Source organism: Stappia sp. TSB10P1A, assembly GCF_900185725.1.
In the GTDB taxonomy this organism is placed as follows: domain Bacteria; phylum Pseudomonadota; class Alphaproteobacteria; order Rhizobiales; family Stappiaceae; genus Stappia.
The window spans coordinates 18002-39985 of the sequence record NZ_FYAU01000002.1 but is presented as its reverse complement, the minus strand read 5'-3'; the positions used below and the strand labels follow the sequence as shown (position 1 = coordinate 39985).

At 66.6% G+C, this 21984-nt stretch carries 18 protein-coding genes; 5 read left to right on the top strand and 13 right to left on the bottom strand.

The window, feature by feature from the left end; translation table 11 throughout:
• Nucleotides 1–71 precede the first annotated feature (71 nt).
• Nucleotides 72–1529, bottom strand: a complete 1458-nt coding sequence (gene ccoG / locus TSB10P1A_RS00175) for a cytochrome c oxidase accessory protein CcoG (RefSeq protein ID WP_208985342.1) — start codon at nucleotides 1527–1529, stop codon at nucleotides 72–74.
• A 396-nt stretch (nucleotides 1530–1925) separates the two neighbouring features.
• On the opposite strand from ccoG, the gene TSB10P1A_RS00170 reads away from it, so the two are divergent.
• Nucleotides 1926–3920 (top strand): tyramine oxidase, encoded by a 1995-nt coding sequence (locus TSB10P1A_RS00170; protein WP_186385878.1) that lies wholly within the window; start codon nucleotides 1926–1928, stop codon nucleotides 3918–3920.
• A 170-nt stretch (nucleotides 3921–4090) separates the two neighbouring features.
• Complete coding sequence (locus TSB10P1A_RS00165; RefSeq protein WP_186385877.1) at nucleotides 4091–5134, top strand: AraC family transcriptional regulator; 1044 nt, start codon at nucleotides 4091–4093, stop codon at nucleotides 5132–5134.
• Nucleotides 5135–5194: 60 nt separating this feature from the next.
• Here TSB10P1A_RS00165 and ccoP read toward each other — a convergent pair whose 3' ends face one another.
• From ccoP to TSB10P1A_RS00140, 5 genes are all read right to left on the bottom strand, one after another.
• Nucleotides 5195–6073 (bottom strand): cytochrome-c oxidase, cbb3-type subunit III, encoded by an 879-nt coding sequence (ccoP, locus tag TSB10P1A_RS00160; RefSeq protein WP_186385876.1) that lies wholly within the window; start codon nucleotides 6071–6073, stop codon nucleotides 5195–5197.
• A 3-nt stretch (nucleotides 6074–6076) separates the two neighbouring features.
• Nucleotides 6077–6232, bottom strand: coding sequence for a cbb3-type cytochrome c oxidase subunit 3 (locus tag TSB10P1A_RS00155; RefSeq protein WP_186385875.1), 156 nt, complete (start codon nucleotides 6230–6232; stop codon nucleotides 6077–6079).
• Between the two features lie 10 nt (nucleotides 6233–6242).
• The gene (gene ccoO / locus TSB10P1A_RS00150; RefSeq protein WP_186385874.1) at nucleotides 6243–6977 is read right to left on the bottom strand and encodes a cytochrome-c oxidase, cbb3-type subunit II; all 735 of its coding nucleotides are present in this window, start codon (nucleotides 6975–6977) and stop codon (nucleotides 6243–6245) included.
• Nucleotides 6978–6989: 12 nt separating this feature from the next.
• Nucleotides 6990–8642, bottom strand: coding sequence for a cytochrome-c oxidase, cbb3-type subunit I (gene ccoN / locus TSB10P1A_RS00145; protein WP_186385873.1), 1653 nt, complete (start codon nucleotides 8640–8642; stop codon nucleotides 6990–6992).
• Between the two features lie 247 nt (nucleotides 8643–8889).
• Nucleotides 8890–9930, bottom strand: a complete 1041-nt coding sequence (locus tag TSB10P1A_RS00140) for an AbrB family transcriptional regulator (protein ID WP_186385872.1) — start codon at nucleotides 9928–9930, stop codon at nucleotides 8890–8892.
• A gap of 174 nt (nucleotides 9931–10104) precedes the next feature.
• Between TSB10P1A_RS00140 and hemN the strand changes: the two genes are divergently transcribed.
• Complete coding sequence (gene hemN / locus TSB10P1A_RS00135; protein ID WP_186385871.1) at nucleotides 10105–11454, top strand: oxygen-independent coproporphyrinogen III oxidase; 1350 nt, start codon at nucleotides 10105–10107, stop codon at nucleotides 11452–11454.
• Between the two features lie 131 nt (nucleotides 11455–11585).
• Here hemN and TSB10P1A_RS00130 read toward each other — a convergent pair whose 3' ends face one another.
• From TSB10P1A_RS00130 to mscL, 6 genes are all read right to left on the bottom strand, one after another.
• Nucleotides 11586–12284 (bottom strand): Crp/Fnr family transcriptional regulator, encoded by a 699-nt coding sequence (locus TSB10P1A_RS00130; RefSeq protein ID WP_186385870.1) that lies wholly within the window; start codon nucleotides 12282–12284, stop codon nucleotides 11586–11588.
• A gap of 400 nt (nucleotides 12285–12684) precedes the next feature.
• Nucleotides 12685–13023, bottom strand: coding sequence for a response regulator (locus TSB10P1A_RS00125; RefSeq protein ID WP_186385869.1), 339 nt, complete (start codon nucleotides 13021–13023; stop codon nucleotides 12685–12687).
• 143 nt (nucleotides 13024–13166) lie between these two features.
• Nucleotides 13167–13784 carry a response regulator transcription factor gene (locus tag TSB10P1A_RS00120; protein ID WP_186385868.1) on the bottom strand — a complete coding sequence of 206 codons (618 nt, stop codon included), beginning with the start codon at nucleotides 13782–13784 and terminating at the stop codon, nucleotides 13167–13169.
• On the bottom strand, nucleotides 13781–14932 hold the full coding sequence (locus tag TSB10P1A_RS00115; protein ID WP_244292868.1) for a PAS domain S-box protein: 1152 nt from the start codon (nucleotides 14930–14932) through the stop codon (nucleotides 13781–13783). Before TSB10P1A_RS00115 ends, TSB10P1A_RS00120 begins: the two co-directional genes overlap by 4 nt.
• Before the next feature lie 135 nt (nucleotides 14933–15067).
• Nucleotides 15068–16234, bottom strand: a complete 1167-nt coding sequence (locus TSB10P1A_RS00110) for a pyridoxal phosphate-dependent aminotransferase (RefSeq protein WP_371515059.1) — start codon at nucleotides 16232–16234, stop codon at nucleotides 15068–15070.
• A gap of 62 nt (nucleotides 16235–16296) precedes the next feature.
• Nucleotides 16297–16725, bottom strand: coding sequence for a large-conductance mechanosensitive channel protein MscL (gene mscL / locus TSB10P1A_RS00105; protein WP_186385866.1), 429 nt, complete (start codon nucleotides 16723–16725; stop codon nucleotides 16297–16299).
• Between the two features lie 205 nt (nucleotides 16726–16930).
• Here mscL and TSB10P1A_RS00100 point away from each other — a divergent pair, with 205 nt between their 5' ends.
• Nucleotides 16931–20461, top strand: coding sequence for a PAS domain-containing hybrid sensor histidine kinase/response regulator (locus TSB10P1A_RS00100; RefSeq protein WP_186385865.1), 3531 nt, complete (start codon nucleotides 16931–16933; stop codon nucleotides 20459–20461).
• Between the two features lie 135 nt (nucleotides 20462–20596).
• Nucleotides 20597–21196: a hypothetical protein gene (locus tag TSB10P1A_RS00095; protein WP_186385864.1), complete on the top strand. Its 600-nt coding sequence runs from the start codon at nucleotides 20597–20599 to the stop codon at nucleotides 21194–21196.
• 39 nt (nucleotides 21197–21235) lie between these two features.
• Here TSB10P1A_RS00095 and TSB10P1A_RS00090 read toward each other — a convergent pair whose 3' ends face one another.
• Nucleotides 21236–21919 carry a response regulator gene (locus TSB10P1A_RS00090; RefSeq protein ID WP_186385863.1) on the bottom strand — a complete coding sequence of 228 codons (684 nt, stop codon included), beginning with the start codon at nucleotides 21917–21919 and terminating at the stop codon, nucleotides 21236–21238.
• Nucleotides 21920–21984 lie beyond the last annotated feature (65 nt).

The window sequence follows — 21984 nt, the reverse complement described above, 5'->3', positions numbered from 1 at the left end:
TTAACGGATGGGGGAGGCTCGCGACAGCCGCAAGCCTCCGATCCGGGTTAGTACGTGTCGACAGCCGCTGCTTACGGCGCCTTGAAGAAGTCGCTCGACGTCGCCATGTCGCCGCTTGCCATGTCGCGCAGGCGGAAGGTGACGGGGGTCGACTTTGCAAGCTCCGCACCGACCGGCGAAAACACCAGCACGCGCAACTCGCGGGTGGTGTCCGGACCGATCGGCACCAGGGGATGGCCCTCCACCGCCTCGCTGATGCCGACCACCTCGATGCGGGTGCCCTCCGGCATGCCTTCCACCGACAGGGCGAACTCGCGCGCGGCCAGGCGCTTGTTCAGCATCCGGATGGTGTAGCCGTTGCGCACGCTGCCGTCGGACAGTTCCACATAGATCGGGTTGCGGTCGTGCAGAACGCTCATGCCCTCGTGTTCGCGGGTCACCAGCGCATAGGCCATGATCGCGGTGACCGCGACGATGATACAGGCATAGATGATGGTGCGCGGCCGGATCATCCGCACCACGGTCTCCCGGCCCTCCATGCGCCGCTTGATGTTCTCGTCGGTATCGTAGGCGATCAGCCCGTGCGGCTTGCCGACCTTGTCCATCACCGTGTCGCAGGCGTCGATGCACAATCCGCACTGGATGCAGCCGAGCTGGGTGCCCTGACGGATGTCGACGCCGGTCGGGCAGGCGTGGACGCACAATTGGCAGTCGATGCAATCGCCCGCCGGCAGCCCCTCCTCCTCGCGCTTGCGGTTCTGCTTCAGCGAGCCGCGCGGCTCGCCGCGGTCGTAGCGATAGGTGACGTTGAGCGCCTCCTCGTCGGTCAGCGCCGCCTGGATGCGCGGCCACGGGCACAGGAAGATGCAGACCTGCTCGCGCATGTGGCCGGCAAGGGCATAGGTGGTGAAGGTGAGGATGCCGATCCACAGATAGGCGGAGAATGGCGCCTCGCCGGTCGCCAGCGACTTCACCAGGCTCGGCGCGTCGGCGAAGTAGAGCACCCAGGCGCCGCCCGTCCACCAGGCAATCATCAGCCACAGCGTGTGTTTGGAGAATTTCTGCATGACCTTGGTGGCGGTCCAGGGCTCGGCGTCGAGCAGGATCCGCTCGCGCCGGTCGCCCTCGACCACCCGCTCGACCCACAGGAACAGGTCGGTCCACACGGTCTGCGGACAGAGATAGCCGCACCAGATGCGGCCGGCGACCGCGTTCATCAGGAACAGCACCATCGCCGCGAGGATCAGGAGACCGGTGAGGTAATAGACCTCCTGCGGCCAGATCTCGATGAAGAAGAAATACGCGCGCCGGCCGGCAAGATCGATCAGCACCGCCTGGTCCGGAGCATCGGGTCCACGGTCCCAGCGCAGGAAGGGCAGGAAGTAGTAGATGCCAAGGGTTGCGAAGAGCACCGCCCACTTGATCTTGCGGAAGGTGCCGTGCACCGCCATCGGGTAGATCTTCTTGGCCGAGGCGAACCATTCTTCCGGCTGTCCACCGGCGCCGGAGGGATCCGATTCTGCGCGCATTGTTCCGTCCATCTCAGTGGGCTCCCATCTCTATGGGTTCCGCCGTCCCGAATTCGGGATGCTGTCGGGTTCCGGCGGAGGCGCCCGTTTCGGCGCGAGTCTACCGCCCGCCGCCAACGAGCGGATTGCGACACGTCAGCTCCGCGACAATCCGCCGCCGGCAGCCGGGACCGGCTCCGCAGCCTGTGCCGACGACACTATCCGACGCGGCAGCCCGCCGCCTTGATCGGCGTCAAGCGATGCGGCGCCGGAAAACCGTCCTCGATCCTGCGCCTCTGGCCACAATTGCACAACCTCTTCCGCCGCCCGCCGCTATCCTTTCCGATCGGCGGGCACGACCGGACGGCAGATCCGGCACCGCTTCCAGACGGGTAGACTTCGAGGAGGGACACTTCCATGTCGCATATTCGATCCGTGGCGGCCGCCTGCGTGGCCGCCGGGCTGCTGGCATCCGCCGCGATGCCGGCCGCAAGCCATCCGCTCGATGCCTTGACCGAGGCGGAAATCACCGAGGCAGTGGCGCTGCTGACCCAGGCCGGCCATGCCGGCGACGGCACGCTCTTTCCCTATATCTCGCTGAAAGAGCCGGAAAAATCCGTGGTCCTCGGCTGGCGCGAGGGCGATCCGGAGCCCCGTGCCGTCGAGGTGCATTTCAAGACGGGGGACGGGGTCTTCATCGCCGAGGTCGACCTTGCCGGCGGGGCGGTCGTCTCGGTCGAGCCGGCTCCCGCCGAGACGATGATCCTGGTCGCCGAATTCATGACCGCGATGGATCTCGCGACATCGGATCCGGACTTCGTCGCCGGCCTCGAAAAGCGCGGACTGACGGCCGAACAGGTCTTCTGCCTGCCGCTCACCGCCGGGCGCTTCGGCCTGCCCGAGGAAGACGGCCGCAGGCTGATGAAAGTGCCCTGCTACGTGCTGCCCGAGGGCTCCAACTTCTATGCCAAGCCGATCGAGGGGCTCTACGCGGTCGTCGACCTCAATGCCGGAGCGGTGGTCCAGGTGTTCGACACCGGCGTGCGGCCGATCCCCGAGGACGGCTGGGGCTATACGGAAGCCGAGGTCGAGGCGCGCACCGGCGCGCTGCGCCCCAGAGGCAATCCGGTCACCTTGTCGCAGCCCGGCGGCACCAACATCACCATCGAGAACGGGCTGATCTCCTGGGACATCTGGCGCTTCCGCGCCCGCGTCGACAAACGTCCGGGCGTGGTGCTGTCCAATATCGAGGTGCGCGACCGCGACCGCTGGCGGTCCGTCCTCTACCAGGCGCATCTGTCCGAGGTCTTCGTTCCGTATATGGATCCGGACGACGGCTGGTACTGGCGCACCTACATGGACAGCGGCGAGTACGGCTTCGGCATCTTCCTGTCGCCGCTGCGCGCGGGCGTCGACTGCCCGGCCCATGCCACCTTCCTGCCGGCGGTGGTGCATACCGACGAGGGCGCGCCCCTCTCAATTCCCGACGCGATCTGTATCTTCGAGCGCAGCATCGGCGATCCCGCCTGGCGGCATTTCGAGATCTTCGCGCAAGGCGAAAACGAGCAGGTCCCGGCCGAGGGACGCCCGGCGACGCAGCTCGTCCTTCGCTCGGCCTCCGAAGTCGGCAACTACGACTACCTCGTCGACTATGTCTTCCATCAGGATGGCCGGATCGACGTGATGGTCGGCTCGACGGGCCTCGACGCAGTGAAAGGCGCCGCCATCAAGTCGATGCATGACGAGGGCGCGGCCGAGGAAACACGCTACGGCACGCTGGTCGCGCCCAACCTGATCGCCCCCAATCACGACCACTATTTCAACTTCCGCCTCGACTTCGACATCGACGGCCAGGCGAACAGCTTCATGCGTACGGCGCTCGTTCCGGGCAAGCCGGAAGACGGCGCGCCGCGACGCTCGTTCTGGGTCACCGAGAACACGACGGCAAGGACGGAGCTGGAAGGGCGCTACAAGATCACCCCCGCCACGCCGGCCATGTATCATGTGATGAACATGGACGCGCACGGCCCGCTCGGCCATCATCCCGGCTACATGATCGTGCCGGGCAACAGCGTCGCCTACGCGCCCTTCGACTATGAGGGCGACATGCCGATGAAGCGCAACGCCTATGTCGAGTACACGCTGTGGAACACGCCCTACAACGCTGGTGAGCGTTATGCGGGCGGCCGGTTTGCCTTCCAGAGCGACGGGTCCGACACGCTGGCGGCCTGGACGAGACAGGACCGGCCGATCGACAACACCGACATTGTCACCTGGTACACGATGGGCTTCCACCATGTACCGCACATGGAAGACTGGCCGGTGATGTCGACCATGTGGAAGGGCTTCACACTGCGCCCCTTCAACTTCTTCCCCTACAATCCGGCACTCACGATCCGCCTGCCGGAATAGCGCGGTCCGCACCCGTGATTGACAGTCCCGGATCCGCCGCCCACCATCGGGCGACGGATCCGGAGACGGCCATGGATGCCCTGCCCCATGCCACGCCACGCGCCCTGCCCCCACATCGCCCCTCCCCGGCGGCCCCCACATCCTCCTGCGCATCGGCTCCCGCTTCGCTCATGTTCAAAGCGACGATCTCCGCCGCGACCCTGCCGCTGATCTGCGACGTCTTCGACGAGGCCGGGCTCGATGTGTCGCGCGCGCTGGCCGAGACCGGCCTGAGCCCGTCCCGTCCCGGCGCGCAGCCGATCCCGCTCGACCGCTTCACCGCGCTGCTGCAAAACGCCGGCCTCCAGGCCGCGAACGACGCCTGCCTGTGGTCCTGCGGCCGGCGGATCGCCGAGCCGGCACTGGCCACGCTGTTTCCCTCCGGCCTCGGCGAGGCCCGGCTCGGCGGGCTCCTCGCCGGGGTGCTCTGCGACCTGCAGGCCATGCAGGAGGGGACGACCTTCGAGTGCCGGGTGCAGGACGACACCTGCATCCTCGCCTACCGCATCCATGATCCGCGGATCTGGCCGCGCTCGCGCGATGCGGAGTTCACCCTCGGCTTTCTGCATGCGATCGTCGAGCGTTCCGCCGGACCGGACCTGCCGGCGCACCTGACGCTGGAGCACGAACAGGACGGCAGCAGCGCCGCGCTGTCGCGACAGGCGCGCAGCGTGCCGCTCTACGGCCAGCCGCTCAACATGCTTGCCTTCCCGGCCCGGCTTCTCGACCGTATCGTCGACCCGGGCGCGCTGATGCCCGCGGCCGCGCCACAGACGCCCCCGCAGCCGCCGCGCGGCGACCGCGCCCCAGGCCATGACATCGCCGAGGCGATCCGCCGGCGCGTCGGGCAGGGTCCGTTCTCGCAAGGCGACATCGCCGCCGATCTCGGCATGTCGGGACGCAGCCTGCGCCGGCTGCTGGATGGCGAGGGCTCGACCTTCCGGGCGATGGCGGAAGAGGCGCGCCTCGACTATGCGCTCTGGGCGCTGCGACGCACCACGCTTGCCGTCGGCGAGATTGCCTGGCGCCTCGGCTACGACGACCAGGGCGCGTTTTCTCGCGCCTTTCGCCGGCTGACCGGGCAGACGCCCTCGCAGGTCCGCAGCAGGCCCCACGATCCGGAAGCGAGCGGGGATCGGCAGGAGGTTCGCGGCGGCGACCGCACTCCGGCCTGAAACGGGAAAGGCGCCCGCTAGGGGCGCCTTTCGAAGCTCAGTCCTTGCCTGTTCAGCGGCTCATTCGCCGCCGCCAAGGGCGTGGACATAGACCGCGAGCGACTTCACCGTCGCCGGATCGAGACGCGGCGCCCAGGCGGGCATCACGCTGTTGCGGGCATTGGTCACCTGCGCCGCGATCGCCTGGATCGACTTGCCGTAAAGGTAGTTGTTGGCGGTCAGATCGGGAGCGCCGACCTCCCGCATCCCCTTCAGGTCGTCGCCGTGGCAGGAGGCACAGTTCTCGGCATAGACTTCCTCGCCGGCCGCAAGATCGACGCCCGCCTCCGGCTCGAGGCCGACACGGCTGCCGACGAAGTTCGCCACCTGGATGATCTGCTCCTTGTCGAGCAGGCCATCGGTGCCGAAGGACGGCATGTCGCCGACGCGGGTCTCGTCATGACCCGAGCGGATGCCGTACTGCAGCGTCAGATGGATGTCTTCGAGCGACCCGCCCCAGATCCAGTTGTCGTCCTGCAGGTTGGGATAGCCGACGCCACCCACCGCGCCGGTACCATGGCACGGAGCGCAGTTGTCGCCGAAGGCCGCACGGCCGTTGGCCATGGCGAATTCCAGCAGGGACTGGGTCGACTCGATCTCTTCCAGCGAGGCGTCGATCAGCTTCTCGCCGATCTGTGCCCGCTCTGCCATGCCGGCCTCGTAGGCGGCCAGCGCATTGGCGCGCTGGCTGTCGCCGAGGACACCGGCGGTGTAGCCGGAAATCAGCGGCCAGGACGGATAGACCACCCAGTAGCCGATCGCCCAGACGATCGTGGCGTAGAAGATGTAGAGCCACCACTTCGGCAGCGGATTGTTCAGTTCCTTCAGACCATCCCACTCGTGCCCGGTCGTTTCGACGCCGGAGATGTGGTCGACCTCTTTCTTGTACCCGTCAGCCATGTCTCAATCCTCCCGCAAGGGGATCTGTGCCGCGTCGTCGAAGCGCTTGGCATTTTTGGGCCACAGCGCATAGGCGACGACACCTGCGAAAAGCACCACGAAGTAGATCAGCCCCCATGTCTGGGCGAAGCTGGCGACGGCCTCGTATGTCTCGTTCATCACCGCCTCCTCAGCGCAGGTTGGCCTTGTTGTCGTAGATCGAGAAGTCGACAAGGGTGCCGAGCATCTGGAGATAGGCGATCAGGGCGTCCATCTCCGTCACCTTGCTCGGATCGCCGTCGAAGTCGCGGACGATGGCGTTGGGGTAACGTTCCAGGAAGCTGTCGACCGCATCGCTGTCGGGCGTGGCCTGGGCGATCAGATCGCGTGCAGCCTCCGAAATCTGCGCCTCGTCATACGGCACGCCGACGATGGCATTGGCCTTCAGGTGATCCGAGATGCCCCGGGTCTCCACCCTGGCGTTGAGCAGGAAGGGGTAGCCGGGCATGATCGATTCCGGCACCACCGACCGCGGATCGACCAGGTGGTCGCGGTGCCACTCGTCCGAATACTTGCCGCCGACGCGGGCGAGATCCGGTCCGGTCCGCTTCGACCCCCATTGGAACGGGTGGTCATACATGCTCTCGGCCGCCAGGCTGAAGTGACCATAGCGCTCCAGTTCGTCCCGCATCGGGCGCACCATCTGCGAATGGCACAGGTAGCAGCCCTCGCGGATGTAGATGTTGCGCCCGGCCAGTTCGAGCGGGGTGTAGGGCCGCATGCCCTCCACCTTCTCGATGGTGCTCTTCAGGTAGAAGAGCGGGGCAATCTCGACGATGCCGCCGATGGAGACAACGACCAGAATTGCGATGACGAGAACCAGGGAGCGCTTCTCGAGGATTTCGTGTTTTTTCCAAATGGACATCTTGCTCTCCCCTTACTCGGCCGGAGCCATGGTGCCGACGGGAGCGGTTTCGGCCTCTTCAGCCTCGCCATGCCGTACGGTCATCCAGAGGTTGTAGGCCATGATCAGCGAGCCCGCGACGAAGAGGGCACCGCCAAGGGCGCGGATGACATAGAAGGGATGCATCGCCTCGACGGTCTCGATGAACGAGTACTCGAGGAAGCCCATGCTGTCATAGGCACGCCACATCAGGCCCTGCATGATGCCGGACACCCACATCGCGCAGATGTAGAGCACGATGCCGATCGTGGAGATCCAGAAGTGCCAGTTCACCAGCTTCAGCGAGTAGACCTGCTTCTTGTTCCACAGCCAGGGGATCAGGCAGTAGAGGGCGCCGAAGGAGATGTAGCCGACCCAGCCGAGCGCACCCGAGTGGACGTGACCGATGGTCCAGTCCGTGTAGTGCGACAGCGAGTTGACGGCACGCAGGCTCATCAACGGACCTTCGAAGGTCGACATGCCGTAGAAGGCGATGGAGACAACCATCATGCGCAGCACCGGATCGGTGCGGAGCTTGTCCCAGGCGCCCGACAGGGTCATCAGGCCGTTGATCATGCCGCCCCACGAAGGCATCCACAGGATGATCGAGAAGGTGGCACCCAGCGTCGAGGCCCATTGCGGCAGCGCCGTGTAGTGGAGGTGATGCGGACCGGCCCAGATGTACAGGAAGATCAGCGCCCAGAAGTGCACGATCGACAGGCGGTAGGAATAGACCGGCCGCTCGGCGCGCTTGGGCACGAAGTAGTACATGATGGCGAGGAAGCCGGCGGTCAGGAAGAAGCCGACCGCGTTGTGGCCGTACCACCACTGCACCATGGCGTCCTGGACACCCGCCCACAGGATGTAGGACTTGGTGCCATAGATCGTCACCGGAACCGTCAGGTTGTTGACGATGTGCAGCATCGCGATGGTGACGATGAAGGCCAGGTAGAACCAGTTGGCCACGTAGATGTGCGGTTCCTTGCGCTTCCACAAAGTCCCGAGGAAGACCAGCAGGTAGGCTACCCAGACGATGGTCAGCCACAGATCGGCGTACCACTCCGGCTCGGCATATTCCTTCGACTGGGTTGCACCCAGCAGGTAGCCCGTGCCGGCGATGACGATGAACATGTTGTAGCCGAGTATCACGAACCAGGGTGCGATCGTGCCCGGCATGCGGGCGCGGCTGGTGCGCTGGACCACGTAGAAGGACGTGGCGAGCAGCACGTTGCCGCCGAAGGCGAAGATCACGGCCGAGGTGTGCAGCGGGCGCAGCCGGCCGAAATTCGTCCAGGGAAGGTCGAAATTCAGCACCGGATAGGCAAGCTGCAGCGCGATGATAAGGCCGACGGTGAACCCGGCGACGCCCCAGAACACCGCCGCCCAGGCGCCGAACTTGATCGGGCCGAGGTTGTAGTTCGGCTTGCCGTTGATTTCCTGCGGGACCGGTGCGCGGCCCTCGAAGAACTTCTTGAAGATAAGGAAGGCGCCAACGGCTGCAGCGAGCGAGCCGATTGCGGTGTGGAAGGCCATGACCTGATCATACGTCTTGCCGGCGATGATCAGACAGGCGAAGGCAATCACAACGAGGAATGCGGCGAAGAAGCCTTCCTCCATCGTGATGTACTTGGCTTGAGCTTGAGCCATTGGTGCGCGCCCCGAGTCTCTTGATGATCCAAACCCCACAGGGTCAAGGCGCAGGTATCGCCGATTGGCTCGAAGCCGCCTTGATCCAGGTCAACACAGCTTGCGGGAAAGTCGCGACAAGAACATCCGCAAAAGCACGTCTGCGACGTTTTGTTTTTGGATTTTCCTGCCGTTGCACCCCTTTTCCGGCCGCCCCGAGCCGCCATACCGAGGCCGTCGAGCCTTGGAGACCGGCCGTATCCGCCTCTCAGACGGTCCTGTCCGGCGGCCCGAGAATGCGGCGCGTGACGAAGGGCAGGATCAGCACCATGCCGATATAGCGGGCGAGCTGGTGCGCGGCGACAAAGGCCGGATCGAGGTCGAGCAGGAAGGCAAGCAGGGTCATCGCCTCCAGCCCGCCGGGCGCATAGGCCAGCAGCAACTGGCCGAGCGGCAGACCGAGCACGCCCCAGGCCAGCAGCGAGATGGCGACGGCGATGCTCATGCCGACGGCAAAGGCGCCGAGACTGACCAGAAGCAGGCGCAGCAGATCGCGCAGCCCGATATTGGTGAAACGGCAGCCGATCAGACAGCCGAGGCCGATGAGCGCGGGCACGATCAGCCAGTCCGGCAACTGCACCACCAGCGCGCCGCTGGCGTTGAGCGCGGCGCTGACGAAGAACGGGCCGGTCAGCCAGCCGGCCGGCACGCCGAGCCGCTGGAACAGGTAGCCGGCGACGAGCCCGACGCCCGCCACGAGAGAGACCGGCAGCAATTCGAGCGGCACGGCCGAGGCAACGGCGCCACCCCCGCCGGGGTCGCTCCCCGCGATGATCGGCGGCAGCAGCGAGACCAGGATGAACACCCTCAGCGTCTGGGCGATCGCCACCCGCATCGTGTCGGCGCGCGGATAGGAGAGCGAGAGGATCATCACATAGGACAGGGCGCCGGGAATCGCGGCGAAATAGGCCGTGTGGCGGTCCCAGCCGGCGATCCGGCGCTGGAACAGATAGGTGGCGCCGAGCACGGCGGCCACGGAGACGAGAACCAGTGCCATGGTGAGCGGCCACTCGCCGATCCGATCCACCGTTTCCGGCGTCACGCCGGCGCCCATGGTCAGGCCGAGAATCACGAAGAGCAGGTCGCGGAAGCGGTCGGGAACCTTGCAGGACACACCGGACAGGACGGCGGCGGCGGTGGCGACCATCGCGCCGGCCAGCCACGCCGCCGGCAGGCCCACGAGATGAAACGCGCCGCCGCCGAGAGCGCCGATCGCCAGCGTCGTGAGGACCTGCCGCAGTGTGTGCATGGGAATCCGCCGCGGACCCGAGCGGATCCGGAAACTGGGTGAGTGATTGGGCAATAGACCAAGAAACGCGTCGGGCCGGCATGCGTTCTCTGCAAGCCTGCCATGCATAATCGCATGTCCGCGACGTTGAGCAGGATCAAGGTTCGCCCGGCGCGAAGCTGGCAAGGTCGCCGCATGAGCAACCTTGACCACCGCTATGCGACACGTTCCGTGCCGCGCTACACCAGCTACCCGACCGCGCCGCATTTCCATGCCGGCGTCACCGGGGCGACCTATGGCGACTGGCTGGCGGGACTGCCAGCCGATACGCCGCTGTCCCTCTATCTGCATGTCCCCTATTGCCGGGTGATCTGCTCCTATTGCGGCTGCCACACCAAGGCGGCGCGGCGCGACGAGCCGCTGCTCGACTATACGGACGCGCTGCTGGCGGAAATCGACCTGGTCGCCGAGCGGCTGCCGCAGCGCAGCCGGACCGTGCACATCCACTGGGGCGGCGGCACGCCGAGCCTGCTTCCGCGCGCCCAGTTCCTGTCCGTGGTCGAGCGGCTGCATAGACATTTCGTCTTCGATCCCGCCCACGAGCACGCGATCGAGCTCGACCCGCGCACGGTGACGGAGGAACTGGCGGAGACGCTGCGCGAGGCCGGCATCACCCGCGCCAGCCTCGGCGTGCAGGACTTCGACCCGGTGGTGCAGAAGGCCATCGGCCGGGTGCAGCCGTTCGAGCAGGTGGCAAGCGCCGTCGAGCGGTTGCGCGCGGTCGGCATCGACGCACTGAATTTCGACCTGATGTACGGCCTGCCGTTCCAGACGCTGGAAACGGTCACCGAGACGATCCGGCTGACGCGGGATCTCGCGCCGGGACGCATCGCCCTGTTCGGCTATGCCCATGTGCCCTGGATGAAGAAGCACCAGCGGCTGATCGACGAGAGCCGGCTGCCGGACTCGCGCGAGCGCATCGCCATGGCCGATCACGCCCGCGCCCACCTGATCGAGGCCGGCTACAGGGCCATCGGCCTCGATCATTTCGCCATGCCCGACGACACGATGGCACAGGCGCTCGATGCCGGCCGCCTGCGCCGCAACTTCCAGGGCTACACCACCGACACCGCCGACACGCTGATCGGCTTCGGCGCCTCCTCGATCGGCCGCCTGCCCCAGGGATACATCCAGAACATGCCGGACACCGGCGGTTGGAGCCGGGCGATCGCCGACGGACTGCTGCCGGTGGCGCGCGGCATCGCTCTCGATGCCGACGACCGCGCCCGCGCCGACATCATCGAACGGCTGATGACCGAGCATGCGGCCGATATCGGCGAGATCGCGGCCGCCCACGGCCTGCCGCTGGCGCATTTCTCCGGCAGCATGGCCGATCTTGGCGAATTGGTCGAGGACGGGCTGGTGGAGATCGACGGCGCCCGCATCCGGGTGACGCCGCGCGGGGCACCGTATGCCCGGATCGCGGCCGCCGCGTTCGACATCTACCTGCAGAGCGGGCTGGCCCGCCATTCGGTGGCCGTCTGACGCCTCCCCTCGCCCTTCAGAGCGAGGGCGAACAAAAAGGCCCCGGGCTGGCGAAGCCCGGGGCTATGAGGTCCGTGTGGGAGGACAACGGACCGTTCGTCGGCAGGAGCCCGCCGACATCGGTGCAGGCGTCAGTGGATTCCGGTCAACTGGCACAGGCCGCAGACACGGGTCACATGAATACGGTCCTGCCGCTCCAGGCGGATCACACCGCGACGCTTCAATTCGGAGATCACCCGGCTGACCGTCTCGATGGTCAGGCCGAGATAGTCGGCGATTTCCTGGCGCGTCATGGTGAGCACCAGGTCGTGCGGGTCGCAGGTCTCGGAGAGCGGGCCGGTGCAGCCCTCGCCGCCGCGGTTCGGCACCATGCGGATGAGATAGCTGGCGACCCGCTCCATCGCGGACTTGCGGCCGAGCAGCATCGCATGCTCGTGCAGGCGCTCCATCTGCGACATCAGGCACTTCGCCACATGGCTCTGCAGCACGGCCGAGGCGTCGACCTCGCGGCGGTCGTGAACCGCCAGCCGCACGGGCGTCAGCGTCTCGGCCGAGCAGTCGTAGCGCTCGCCCCCCGCCGTCCCGAAGATCATGCCGCGGTTGAGGATCTCGACCACCTGACGGCGACCGTCCGGCAGAAGCTTGTAGAGCATGACGATACCGTCCTGCAGCTCGAAGATCCGCTCGGCCTGATCGCCCTCATAGAAAATGACATGGTGCTGTTCGTGCCGCTGCACACGCGCCGTCGGCGTCTTGGCGACCTCGCGCACAGCGCGTCCCGTGACCCGCTGCTGCCCTATAGTCTCGGAAGTCCGATCCAGGTAGGCCATCGCCCCCTCCTCCTGCTGCCTCGCGTTGCCGGTGGGATTTCGGTTCGCGGGCCCGTCCGCCCGGCCAACCGGAGCCGTGTTCCGTCCGAAAACAGCTCTCCGTCAACTTGGAGAAAATCTAGATGCGGCGGCTGCCGGGGGAAACTTCGGTGGTTTTCGTACGACGTTGTACCTAGAGGCTCGGCGCCGACATTTACAGCCTGGCGTGAAAGTCCGAAAGTTTCCGTAAAACTCAAGAGAACCTACGGAAAATACCTGATTTCAATCGATATTTTGGATTTTTCGTCGAGCCGGACGACTGCCGCAAAGGGGAGAAAACGTCACAGCCGCTCCGAACCAGCGACAAAACAACGCATTCCATCGGCCAGAAAACCTTGCCCCGAAATCTTAGGTCAGGCCCCTAAAGCAGCGCGACGAGAGATTCTTCCGTCAGCGGCTTGCGCAGCAACACAGGGGGCAGGTCGTTGCCGAACAGATCATCGATGGCGCGGCGCGACTGCCCGCTGATGGCGATCAACCTCGGCGGTGTCGCCAGGCGCGCAAGCCAGCGAATGAGCTGGACGCCACTCACGCCCGGCAGGACGAGGTCGACGATGACGGTGTCCTGCGGTCCCGGAGGGGTGTGCTCGAAAAAGCTCTCGGCGTCCGGATACACCTCCACCTGGTGCCCGATCTCCCTGAGCAGCATTGCGAGCGAATCGCCCACCCCCGGATCGTCTTCGACGATATGGATAGTCACCGGTCCATTCCCGCCGCCCTGGCAGCTCCGATACGCGGCCCGGAATGAGCCGCCGATGGGCGACTATAGTTCTTCAGGGGCTTGGCGAAACTCCGGCGGAATACGGAAGCGCCGCGGCCAAGTCCCCTGTCTGTTCGGGCAAGCTATTCGTGGGAGAGAACGATGCGCACCAGATCGGCTGCGTTGCGCGCGCCGAGCTTCTCCATGATGCGGGCCCGGTGCACCTCGATGGTCCGCGGGCTGATGCCCAGCGTGCGGCCCGCCTCCTTGTTGGAGGCGCCGGCGGTGATCTCCTCCAGCACCTCCCGTTCGCGGGGGGTCAGCGTCTCGTTGCCCGGAAAGCTGCGCAGCGGCGGGCTGCCGGCGTCCGCCTGCTTGCGCTCGCTCACTTCGATCGCCTCGCGAACCCGCGTCACCACGGTCTCGGCATCGAACGGCTTCTCGATGAAATCGTGCGCGCCCTGCTTGATCGCCTCGACCGCCATGGGGATGTCGCCCTGGCCGGAGATCACGAAGACCGGGGGGGCGAACCGCTCCGCATGGAGACGGCGCAGGATCTCGATGCCGGACTGTCCGGGCATGTGCACATCGAGGATCACGCATCCGGGCCGGGAGCTCGGTCGCGCGACCTGATCCAGGAACGCCTCGCCGGTCTCGAACGAGGCCACGCTGTAGCCTTCCAACTCGAAGACGAGAGTCAACGCGTCACGAATCGCCGGATCGTCGTCGACGATATGGATCAGATGCGCAGTGGCACTCATGCCGTCTGTCCTCTTCTGCCAGGGGGCGCGTCCGCCTGGCCATCACGCGGTGGCGTGACTACCGGCAGGCGCAACACGAAGGCAGCTCCCCCTTCTCCACCATTGGGTTCGACGGCAAGATCGCCGCCGTGATTCTGAGCGATCGAGCGGGAGATCGTCAGGCCGAGGCCCAACCCACCCTTCTTGGCGCCGGAAAACGCCCTGAACAGGGTCGGCACGACTTCCGCCGGAACGCCGCCACCGGAATCGGTGATCCGAATCAGCATGTCCTCGCCGGCCGCAGCCGCCGTTATCCCGACACGCTTTACCGGAGCCTGTCGCACCGCGTCGAGCGCATTCCTTATCAGATTGACCAGGATCTGCTGGATCTGCACAGGATCGACGCTGAGGTCCGGGAGGTCCTCGCCGACTTCATTCACGATCTCGACGTCCCGGCAGTCGATGCCGAGCGTCACCAGTTCGAGGCACTCGCCGACCAGCCGCGAGACACATACCGGACGCCGCTCCGGATCGCGCTTTTCCACGAAGCGCCGCATGCGCTGGATGATCTGGCTGGCCCGCTCCGCCTCGCGCACGCCCTTGTCGACGATCTCGATCAGCTTGGTGTCGCGATGGTCGTCGCCGACCTTGCGCTTGGCCGCCTGCAGATAGAGCATGATCGCGGTCAGCGGCTGGTTCAGCTCATGGGCGATCGCCGCGCCCATTTCGTCCAGCGCGCTGATCCGGGTCATGCTGACCAGTTGCGCCTGCGCCTCGGCCAGCCGCCGTTCCACCGCCTTGCGCTGGCGCAGGTCGCGGATGATGCCGATGAACTGGCGCCCTTCCGGGGTCGCCGCCTCGCCGACGGAGAGCTCGATGGGAAACTCGGTGCCGTCGCGATGCATGCCGCGCACCTCGCGGCCGATGCCGATGATGCGCTTCTCTCCGGTCTCCAGGTAGTTGTGGACATAGCCGTCATGGGCGTGCGCGTAGTCGGCCGGCATCAGCACCTTGACGTTGCGCCCACGCACCTCCTCGGCGCTGTAGCCGAACAGGGTTTCGCAGGCCTTGTTGAAAAGCAGGATCCGGGCGCGCTCGTCCATCACGACGATGCCGTCCACCGCGGTGCCCAGCACGCTCTCAAGGCGCGCCTCGGATACACTGGGCACTGCTAATACCCTGGGATTATGCTCTTCATGCATGTCCGGCCCGATACGACGCGGTGTCCGACCCGGGAGGCGAACCAGATGTGACCGTTTCCGATCTGCTACGCAAAAATCCGTAGCGCAGAGTCGCGTGTGTCGTCAACGCGCTATCCAGTCGGCGAGTCGGTCGGCGGCGGTCTCCAACTGCCGCGCGGAGCGGGCGAAGCAGAGCCGCAGGAAGCCCTCGCCTGCCGCGCCGAAGGCAATCCCCGGTGCCAGGCCGACACCGGTCTCGGCAACGATCCGCTTCGCCGTGTCGCGGCTGTCGGACTGTCCATCGATGCCGAAGAACAGGTAGAACGCCCCTTGCGGCGGGGCGTAGCGGATACGCCCGGTCGCCGCCAGCCGCGCCTCGACGATGGCCCGGCCGGCGCTGGCGCGCTGGCGCTGCAACGCCAGGAACTCCTCGCCCTCGTCGAGCGCTGCGAGCGCCGCATGCTGCATGAACTGGGCAACGCCCGAGGTGGAATACTGGATCAGGTTCTCCACCACCTGGCCCATCGCGGGCGGTGCGGACAGCCAGCCGATTCGCCAGCCGGTCATCGCCCAGTTCTTGGAGAAGGTGTTGACGTAGAGGATCAGATCGTCCGGGTCCGACACGTCCATGAAGGACGGCGCGCGTGCAGCCTCCCCCTCGACGAAGCGGCTGTAGACCTCGTCGGCGACGATCCACAGGCCACGGCGGCGGGCTTCTTCGAGGATGGCGGCAAGCGTCTCCTTGTCGGCCATCCAGCCGGTCGGATTGGACGGCGAATTCAGGTAGATCGCCCGGGTGCGCGGGGTGACCGCGGCAAACAGCCGGTCGATGTCGAGCGTCCAGCCGTTGGGCGAGAAGTCGAGCGGCACCGGGATCGCCCGGGCTCCCATGATGCCGATCGCCGCCGGAAAATTGGGCCAGGCCGGCTCGGGATAGATCACCTCGTCGCCGGCGCCGGCCACCGCCTGCACCGCCAGTTGGATCGCCTGCATCCCCGAACCGGTGACGAAATGGCGCTCCGCGCCCCAGTCGCGCCCGAAATGCCGCAGGTGATAGCGGGCCAGCGCCTCGCGCAGGGCCGGGATGCCGCGCTGATAGGTGTAGAAGGTTTCGCCCCGTGCCAGCGAGGCGTTGGCGGCCACGCGAATGAAGTCCGGCGTCGGCAGGTCGCCCTCGCCGACCCAGAGCGGGATCAGGTCGCCGCGCTCGCGCGCGAAATTCACCACCTCGACAATGCCGCTTTCGGGCGCCTCGCGCGCCTCCGGCCGCAGCGCGGACATCGCATCGATCATGACGGGATCAGTCTCTTCCGGAAAGGGGACGGCGGGCGCCTGCGCGCCCGCCCGGGGTGTCAGCGCGTCTTCAGCAGGTCGCGGATCTCGGTCAGCAGCACTTCCTCGCGGCTCGGTGCCGGCGGCTCCGGCGGTGCGGCGGGCTTCTCGTTGCGCAGCCGGTTGACCACCTTGACCACCATGAACAGGGCAAAGGCGATGATCAGGAACTTGATGATGGCGTTGATGAAGAGGCCGAGGTTCCAGGTCACCGCGCCGGCCGCCGTGGCGGCCTCGATGGTCAGATAGGGTCCGGGCGCCGCGCCCTCGCTCAAGACCAGGAAAAGCTGGGAGAAATCGACGCCGCCGATCAGCAGGCCGATCGGCGGCATGATCACGTCGTCGACGAGCGAGGACACGATCGCTCCGAAGGCCGCGCCGATGACGATGCCCACCGCCATGTCGATCATGTTCCCCTTGACGGCGAACTCCTTGAATTCCTTCAGCATGCTGGCTCCATCCCGTGGCTGCCGGCACCGCGGAAGCGGCGGCCGAGGCGTGTCAGGTTGCAGCAGTCGGTTTAGCACGGCCCGCCGCCCCCGGAAATCTCCGTATTGCCGGCGCGCCGGCCGAGGCGTCCCCGACAAGCGGTCAATGGACAGCAGCCGGCAAACATGATCGGATCGGCGCAGCAGATTGGGAGGAATGCACCGCATGGTCGAAGGGTGGGTCGTCGTCGTCGCGGCGCTCGGCTACGTGCTTCTGCTGTTCGCCATTGCCAGCTATGGCGACCGCAAGGCGCGCTTCACCGCATCCGGCAATGGCCGGCCGATGATCTATGCCCTGTCGATCTCGGTCTACTGCACGTCCTGGACCTTCTTCGGCTCGGTCGGGACGGCGACCCGCAGCGGACTGGAATTCCTGACGATCTATATCGGCCCGATCCTGGTCTTCGCGCTCGGCTATCCGCTGCTGCGGCGGATCATCCGGCTCGCCAAGAGCGAGCGCATCACCTCCGTCGCCGACTTCATCGGCGCGCGCTACGGCAAGAGCCAGCCGGTCGCCGCCGTCGTCGCGATCATCGCGGTCGTCGGCATCGTCCCCTATATCGCGCTGCAGTTGAAGGCGGTGTCGCTGTCGGTGACCACGCTGATCTCCCATCTCGACCTCAAGACCGGCGAGACGGGCCTGCCCTTCTTCAACGACATCACCTTGATGATCGCCATCGGCATGGTGATCTTCGCCTGGGCCTTCGGCACCCGGCATATCGACGCGACGGAGCACCAGGAAGGCCTGATGCTCGCCATTGCCGCCGAAGCGGTGGTCAAGCTGGTGGCCTTCCTCGCGGTCGGGGTCTGGGTCACCTATTCGCTCTATGACGGACCGGGCGACCTGTTCGCCGCAATGGCGGCCGATCCCAGGGTGGTGGAGGCCATGTCCGGCGAGCTGTCCGGCGGCAACTGGGTGGTGATGACGCTGCTGTCGAGCATCGCCGTCATTCTGCTGCCGCGGCAGTTTCACGTCACGGTGACCGAGAACAATTCCAGCGCGGAGCTGCGCCGCGCCACCTGGCTGTTCCCGCTCTACCTGGTCGCGATCAACCTGTTCGTCGTGCCGATCGCCGCCGCCGGCATGATCATGCTGGATCCGTCGGTCAACCCGGACTCCTACGTGCTCGCCCTGCCGCTGGCCGGCCACCACCCCTGGCTGGCGCTCTTCGCCTTCATCGGCGGCCTGTCGGCGGCGACCGCCATGGTGATCGTCGCCAGCGTCGCGCTCGCCATCATGATCTCCAACGACCTCGTCATGCCGATGGTGCTGCGCCGCTCCAGCGAGGATTCGATCATCGCCTCGCATGGCGAGGACATGAGCCGGCTGCTGCTGCTCACCCGCCGCGCGGCGATCTTCGTGACCCTGCTTCTCGCCTATGCCTACTACCGGGCGGCCGGAGACACGGCGGCGCTGACCTCCATCGGCCTGCTGTCCTTCGCGGCCATCGCCCAGTTCGCCCCGGCCTTCTTCGGCGGGCTCGTCTGGCGGCGGGGGACTGCGCGCGGCGCCATCGCCGGCATGCTGTCGGGCTTCGCCCTGTGGGTCTATACCCTGCTGCTGCCGACCTTCGCTCAGTCGGGCCTGATCCCGGTCACGCTGATCAACGACGGTCCCTTCGGCATCTGGCTGCTGCGGCCGCAGGCGCTGTTCTCGCTCGCCTTCGACCCGCTCACCCATGGCGTGTTCTGGAGCCTTGCGGCCAATATCGCCGCCTATGTCATCGTCTCGCTGGCCCGCGCGCCCGAACCGGTCGAGCGGCTGCAGGCCAATATCTTCGTGCCGTCCGAGCTGTCGCCGACGCCGGGCCTGCGCCTGTGGCGCACGTCGGTCACCGTCGGCGACCTGAAATCGACGATCGCGCGCTATCTGGGGGAGGAGCGCACCGACCGCTCGTTCCAGAGCTTCGCCCGCGAGCGCGGCCGCGACTTCGACCCCAACGCCACCGCTGACGCGCAGATCCTGCGGTTTTCCGAACAACTGCTGGCCAGTGCCATCGGCGCCGCCTCCTCGCGGCTGGTCCTGTCGCTGCTGGTCAAGCGCCGCGACCCCAGCGGCAAGGGCGCGCTGAAGCTGCTCGACGATGCCACCGTCGCCATCCAGTACAACCGCGACCTGTTGCAGACCGCGCTCGACCAGGTGCGCCAGGGCATCTCGGTGTTCGACCGCGACCTCAGGCTGATCTGCTGGAACCGGCAGTTCCGCGAGCTGCTCGGCCTGCCGGCGGAATACGGCCAGGTCGGCACGCCGCTCGATGCGATCATCCGCTTCAATGCAAAGCGCGGCGAGTTCGGCAGCGATCCCGTGGAAGTGATCGTCGGCGACCGCCTCGACAAGCTGGCGGTGCGGCACGAGACCTTCCAGGAGCACCTGACCGGTAGCAGTCTCGTGCTGGAAGTGCGCACCAGCCCGATGCCGGACGGGGGCATCGTCACCACCTATACCGACATCACCGAACGGGTGCTCGGCGAGGAGGCGCTGGCAAAGGCCAACGAGACGCTGGAGCGGCGGGTGCGCGAGCGCACGCTCGAACTCACCCGCGTCAACGAGGAACTGACCCAGGCGAAGGCGCTGGCCGAGGAAGCCAATATCGGCAAGACCCGCTTCCTCGCCGCCGCCGGCCACGACATCCTGCAGCCGCTCAACGCCGCCCGGCTCTATGCCTCCAGCCTGACGGAGCGCTTCACGGAAGGCGAACTCAAGCATCTCGTTCAGAATGTCGGCGCCTCGCTGGAATCGGTGGAGGAGATCATCGGCGCTGTGCTCGACATCTCGCGTCTCGACACCGGCGCCCTGAAGCCGGAGATCACGGTCTTCCGGCTGGAGGAAATCCTCAGCCCGCTGCGCACCGAATTCGAGCCGGTGGCGGAGGAGAAGAACCTGCGCCTCGTGGTCCTTCCGACCAGCCTCAGCGTCCGCTCCGACCGCCGGCTGCTGCGCCGGCTGCTCCAGAACCTCATCTCAAACGCGATCAAATACACCCGCAGCGGCAAGGTGCTGGTGGGCGTCAGGCGCCGGCGCGGCAAGGTGGTACTGGAGGTGTTCGACACCGGCATCGGCATTCCGCAATCGAAGCAGAAGCTGATCTTCATGGAGTTTCACCGGCTCGACGACGGCGCCCGCGAGGCACGCGGCCTCGGTCTCGGCCTGTCGATCGTCGAGCGCATCGCGCGGGTGCTCGACCATCCGGTGGCGCTGGTGTCCGATGCCGGGCGCGGCTCGCGCTTCTCCATCGAACTGCCGATGGCCGCCACCGTTCCCGCACTGGCGTCCCACCCTGCTCCCGCCCCGCAGAACGCTCCGCTCCAGGGGCTGCATGTGCTGGCGATCGACAACGAGCCGCAGATCCTCGACGGCATGCGGGTGCTGCTCACCGGCTGGGGCTGCAAGGTGACGACGGCGCTCGACGCGCGCGAGGCCGCCCGCAAGACCTTCGAGGCGGGCGAGCGGCCCGACGTGCTGGTCGTCGACTATCACCTGGACGAGGGCACGGGCGTCGAAGCCGTCGTGCAGCTTCGCTGGCGCTTCGGCATCGAGATCCCGGCCCTACTGGTCACCGCCGACCGGAGCCAGGGCGTGCGCGCGGAAGCGGCGGGCAAGGACATCGAGATGCTCAACAAGCCGGTGAAGCCGGCGGCCCTCAGGGCCTTTCTGTCTCGCGTGCGCAGCGCCGGGCGTCCGGCCGCCGCCGAGTGATCCGCGTCACGCCCGCGCTCCTGCATCCGTGCAAAGGCTTGCCTCATCCACGCCGATATTGTGGCTGCAGGTTGCTCCCGGCCCGGCACCAGGGGCCCCGGTCCGCCCCCCCGGGAACGCATGAGGAAGACCCAGATGACGAGACTGCTGACGCCCCTGCTCGCTGCAACGGCCCTGCTCTTGGCCGGCGCGGCCGCGCAGGCGGCCTGCGAGGCGGGCAAGGCCGGACGGGCTCTGAGCCCGGAGGAGTTGGCCGATGTCTATGACTGTCTCAAGGACGCCCTGCTCGAAGGCTACCGGCAGGGCGACAAGCGCTGGATCCCTGCCGACTATGTCGAAACCTACCGGTCCTGGGTCCCCGCCAGCGCCTATCCGGCCGCGTCCGGCTTTCACGGCGAGCGCCTGCTCGTCACCTATGTGAACGAGATCGGCGCGGACGAATACCTGCAGTTCAAGGAAACGGGTGTGGTCATGCCCGCCGGCAGCTTGCTTGCCCTGGAATCCTTCGCCATCGACGAGCAGGGCCGCACCCAGCCCGGACCACTCTTCCTGATGGAAAAGGTCGAGGCGGGCCGCTCGCCGCAAACCGACGACTGGTTCTACATGGCGGTCTCGCCGAACGGATCGCCGATGGCGATGGACGTGATCTCCGCCTGCAGCGACTGCCATCAGAAGAGCTACGGCCATCAGGGCGGGGTCGGCTATCCGAGTCCCAGGGCCCGCGTCACGCCCTGAACTGCGGCCCGCCCCGCCAGGATTGCCCTGCCGGACCCGTCACCGCGCCTCCGCCGTCAGCCACTGTCCCTGCTCGATCTTGGCCGCCGCAATAACCGCCTGCGTCCGGCTTTCGACGCCGAGCTTCTGCAGGATCGCCGAGACATGCGCCTTTACCGTCGCCTCGGAGACGGCGAGTTCATAGGCGATCTGCTTGTTCAGCAGCCCTTCGGAGAGCATCATCAGCACACGGACCTGCTGCGGCGTCAGGGTCGACAGGCGCTGCGCCATGGCGCTGGCCTCGCTGTCGGCCTCACCGAGATCCACGTCGGGCGGCGTCCAGCTTCCGCCGGCCATCACCTGCGACACCGCCTCGCGGATCACCTCGATGCCGAGCGATTTCGGGATGAACCCGGACGCGCCCAGTTCCATGCAGCGGCGGATCGTTCCCGCATCCTCGCTGGCGGAGACGACGACCACGGGCACGCTCTGGTATTGCGCGCGCAGGTACATCAGCCCGGAAAATCCGCGCATGCCCGGCATCGCGAGGTCAAGCAGCAGCAGGTCGACCTCGCCGTGGCGTTCGAGTTCGGCGGCCGCATCCTCGAGCGTTCCCACCTCGGCGATCCCCGCTCCGGGATACAGAAGCTCGATGGTCTGGCGCAGCGCGCCGCGAAACAAGGGATGATCGTCCGCAACCACGAAGTGATACGTCGCGTTGTCCGGCACGCCGGTTTCCTCCATAAACGCTGACCGCGAGTCATCGTGCATCGCCCCCGTCAGGCCCTCCTCGACCCGATGGGCGCGCC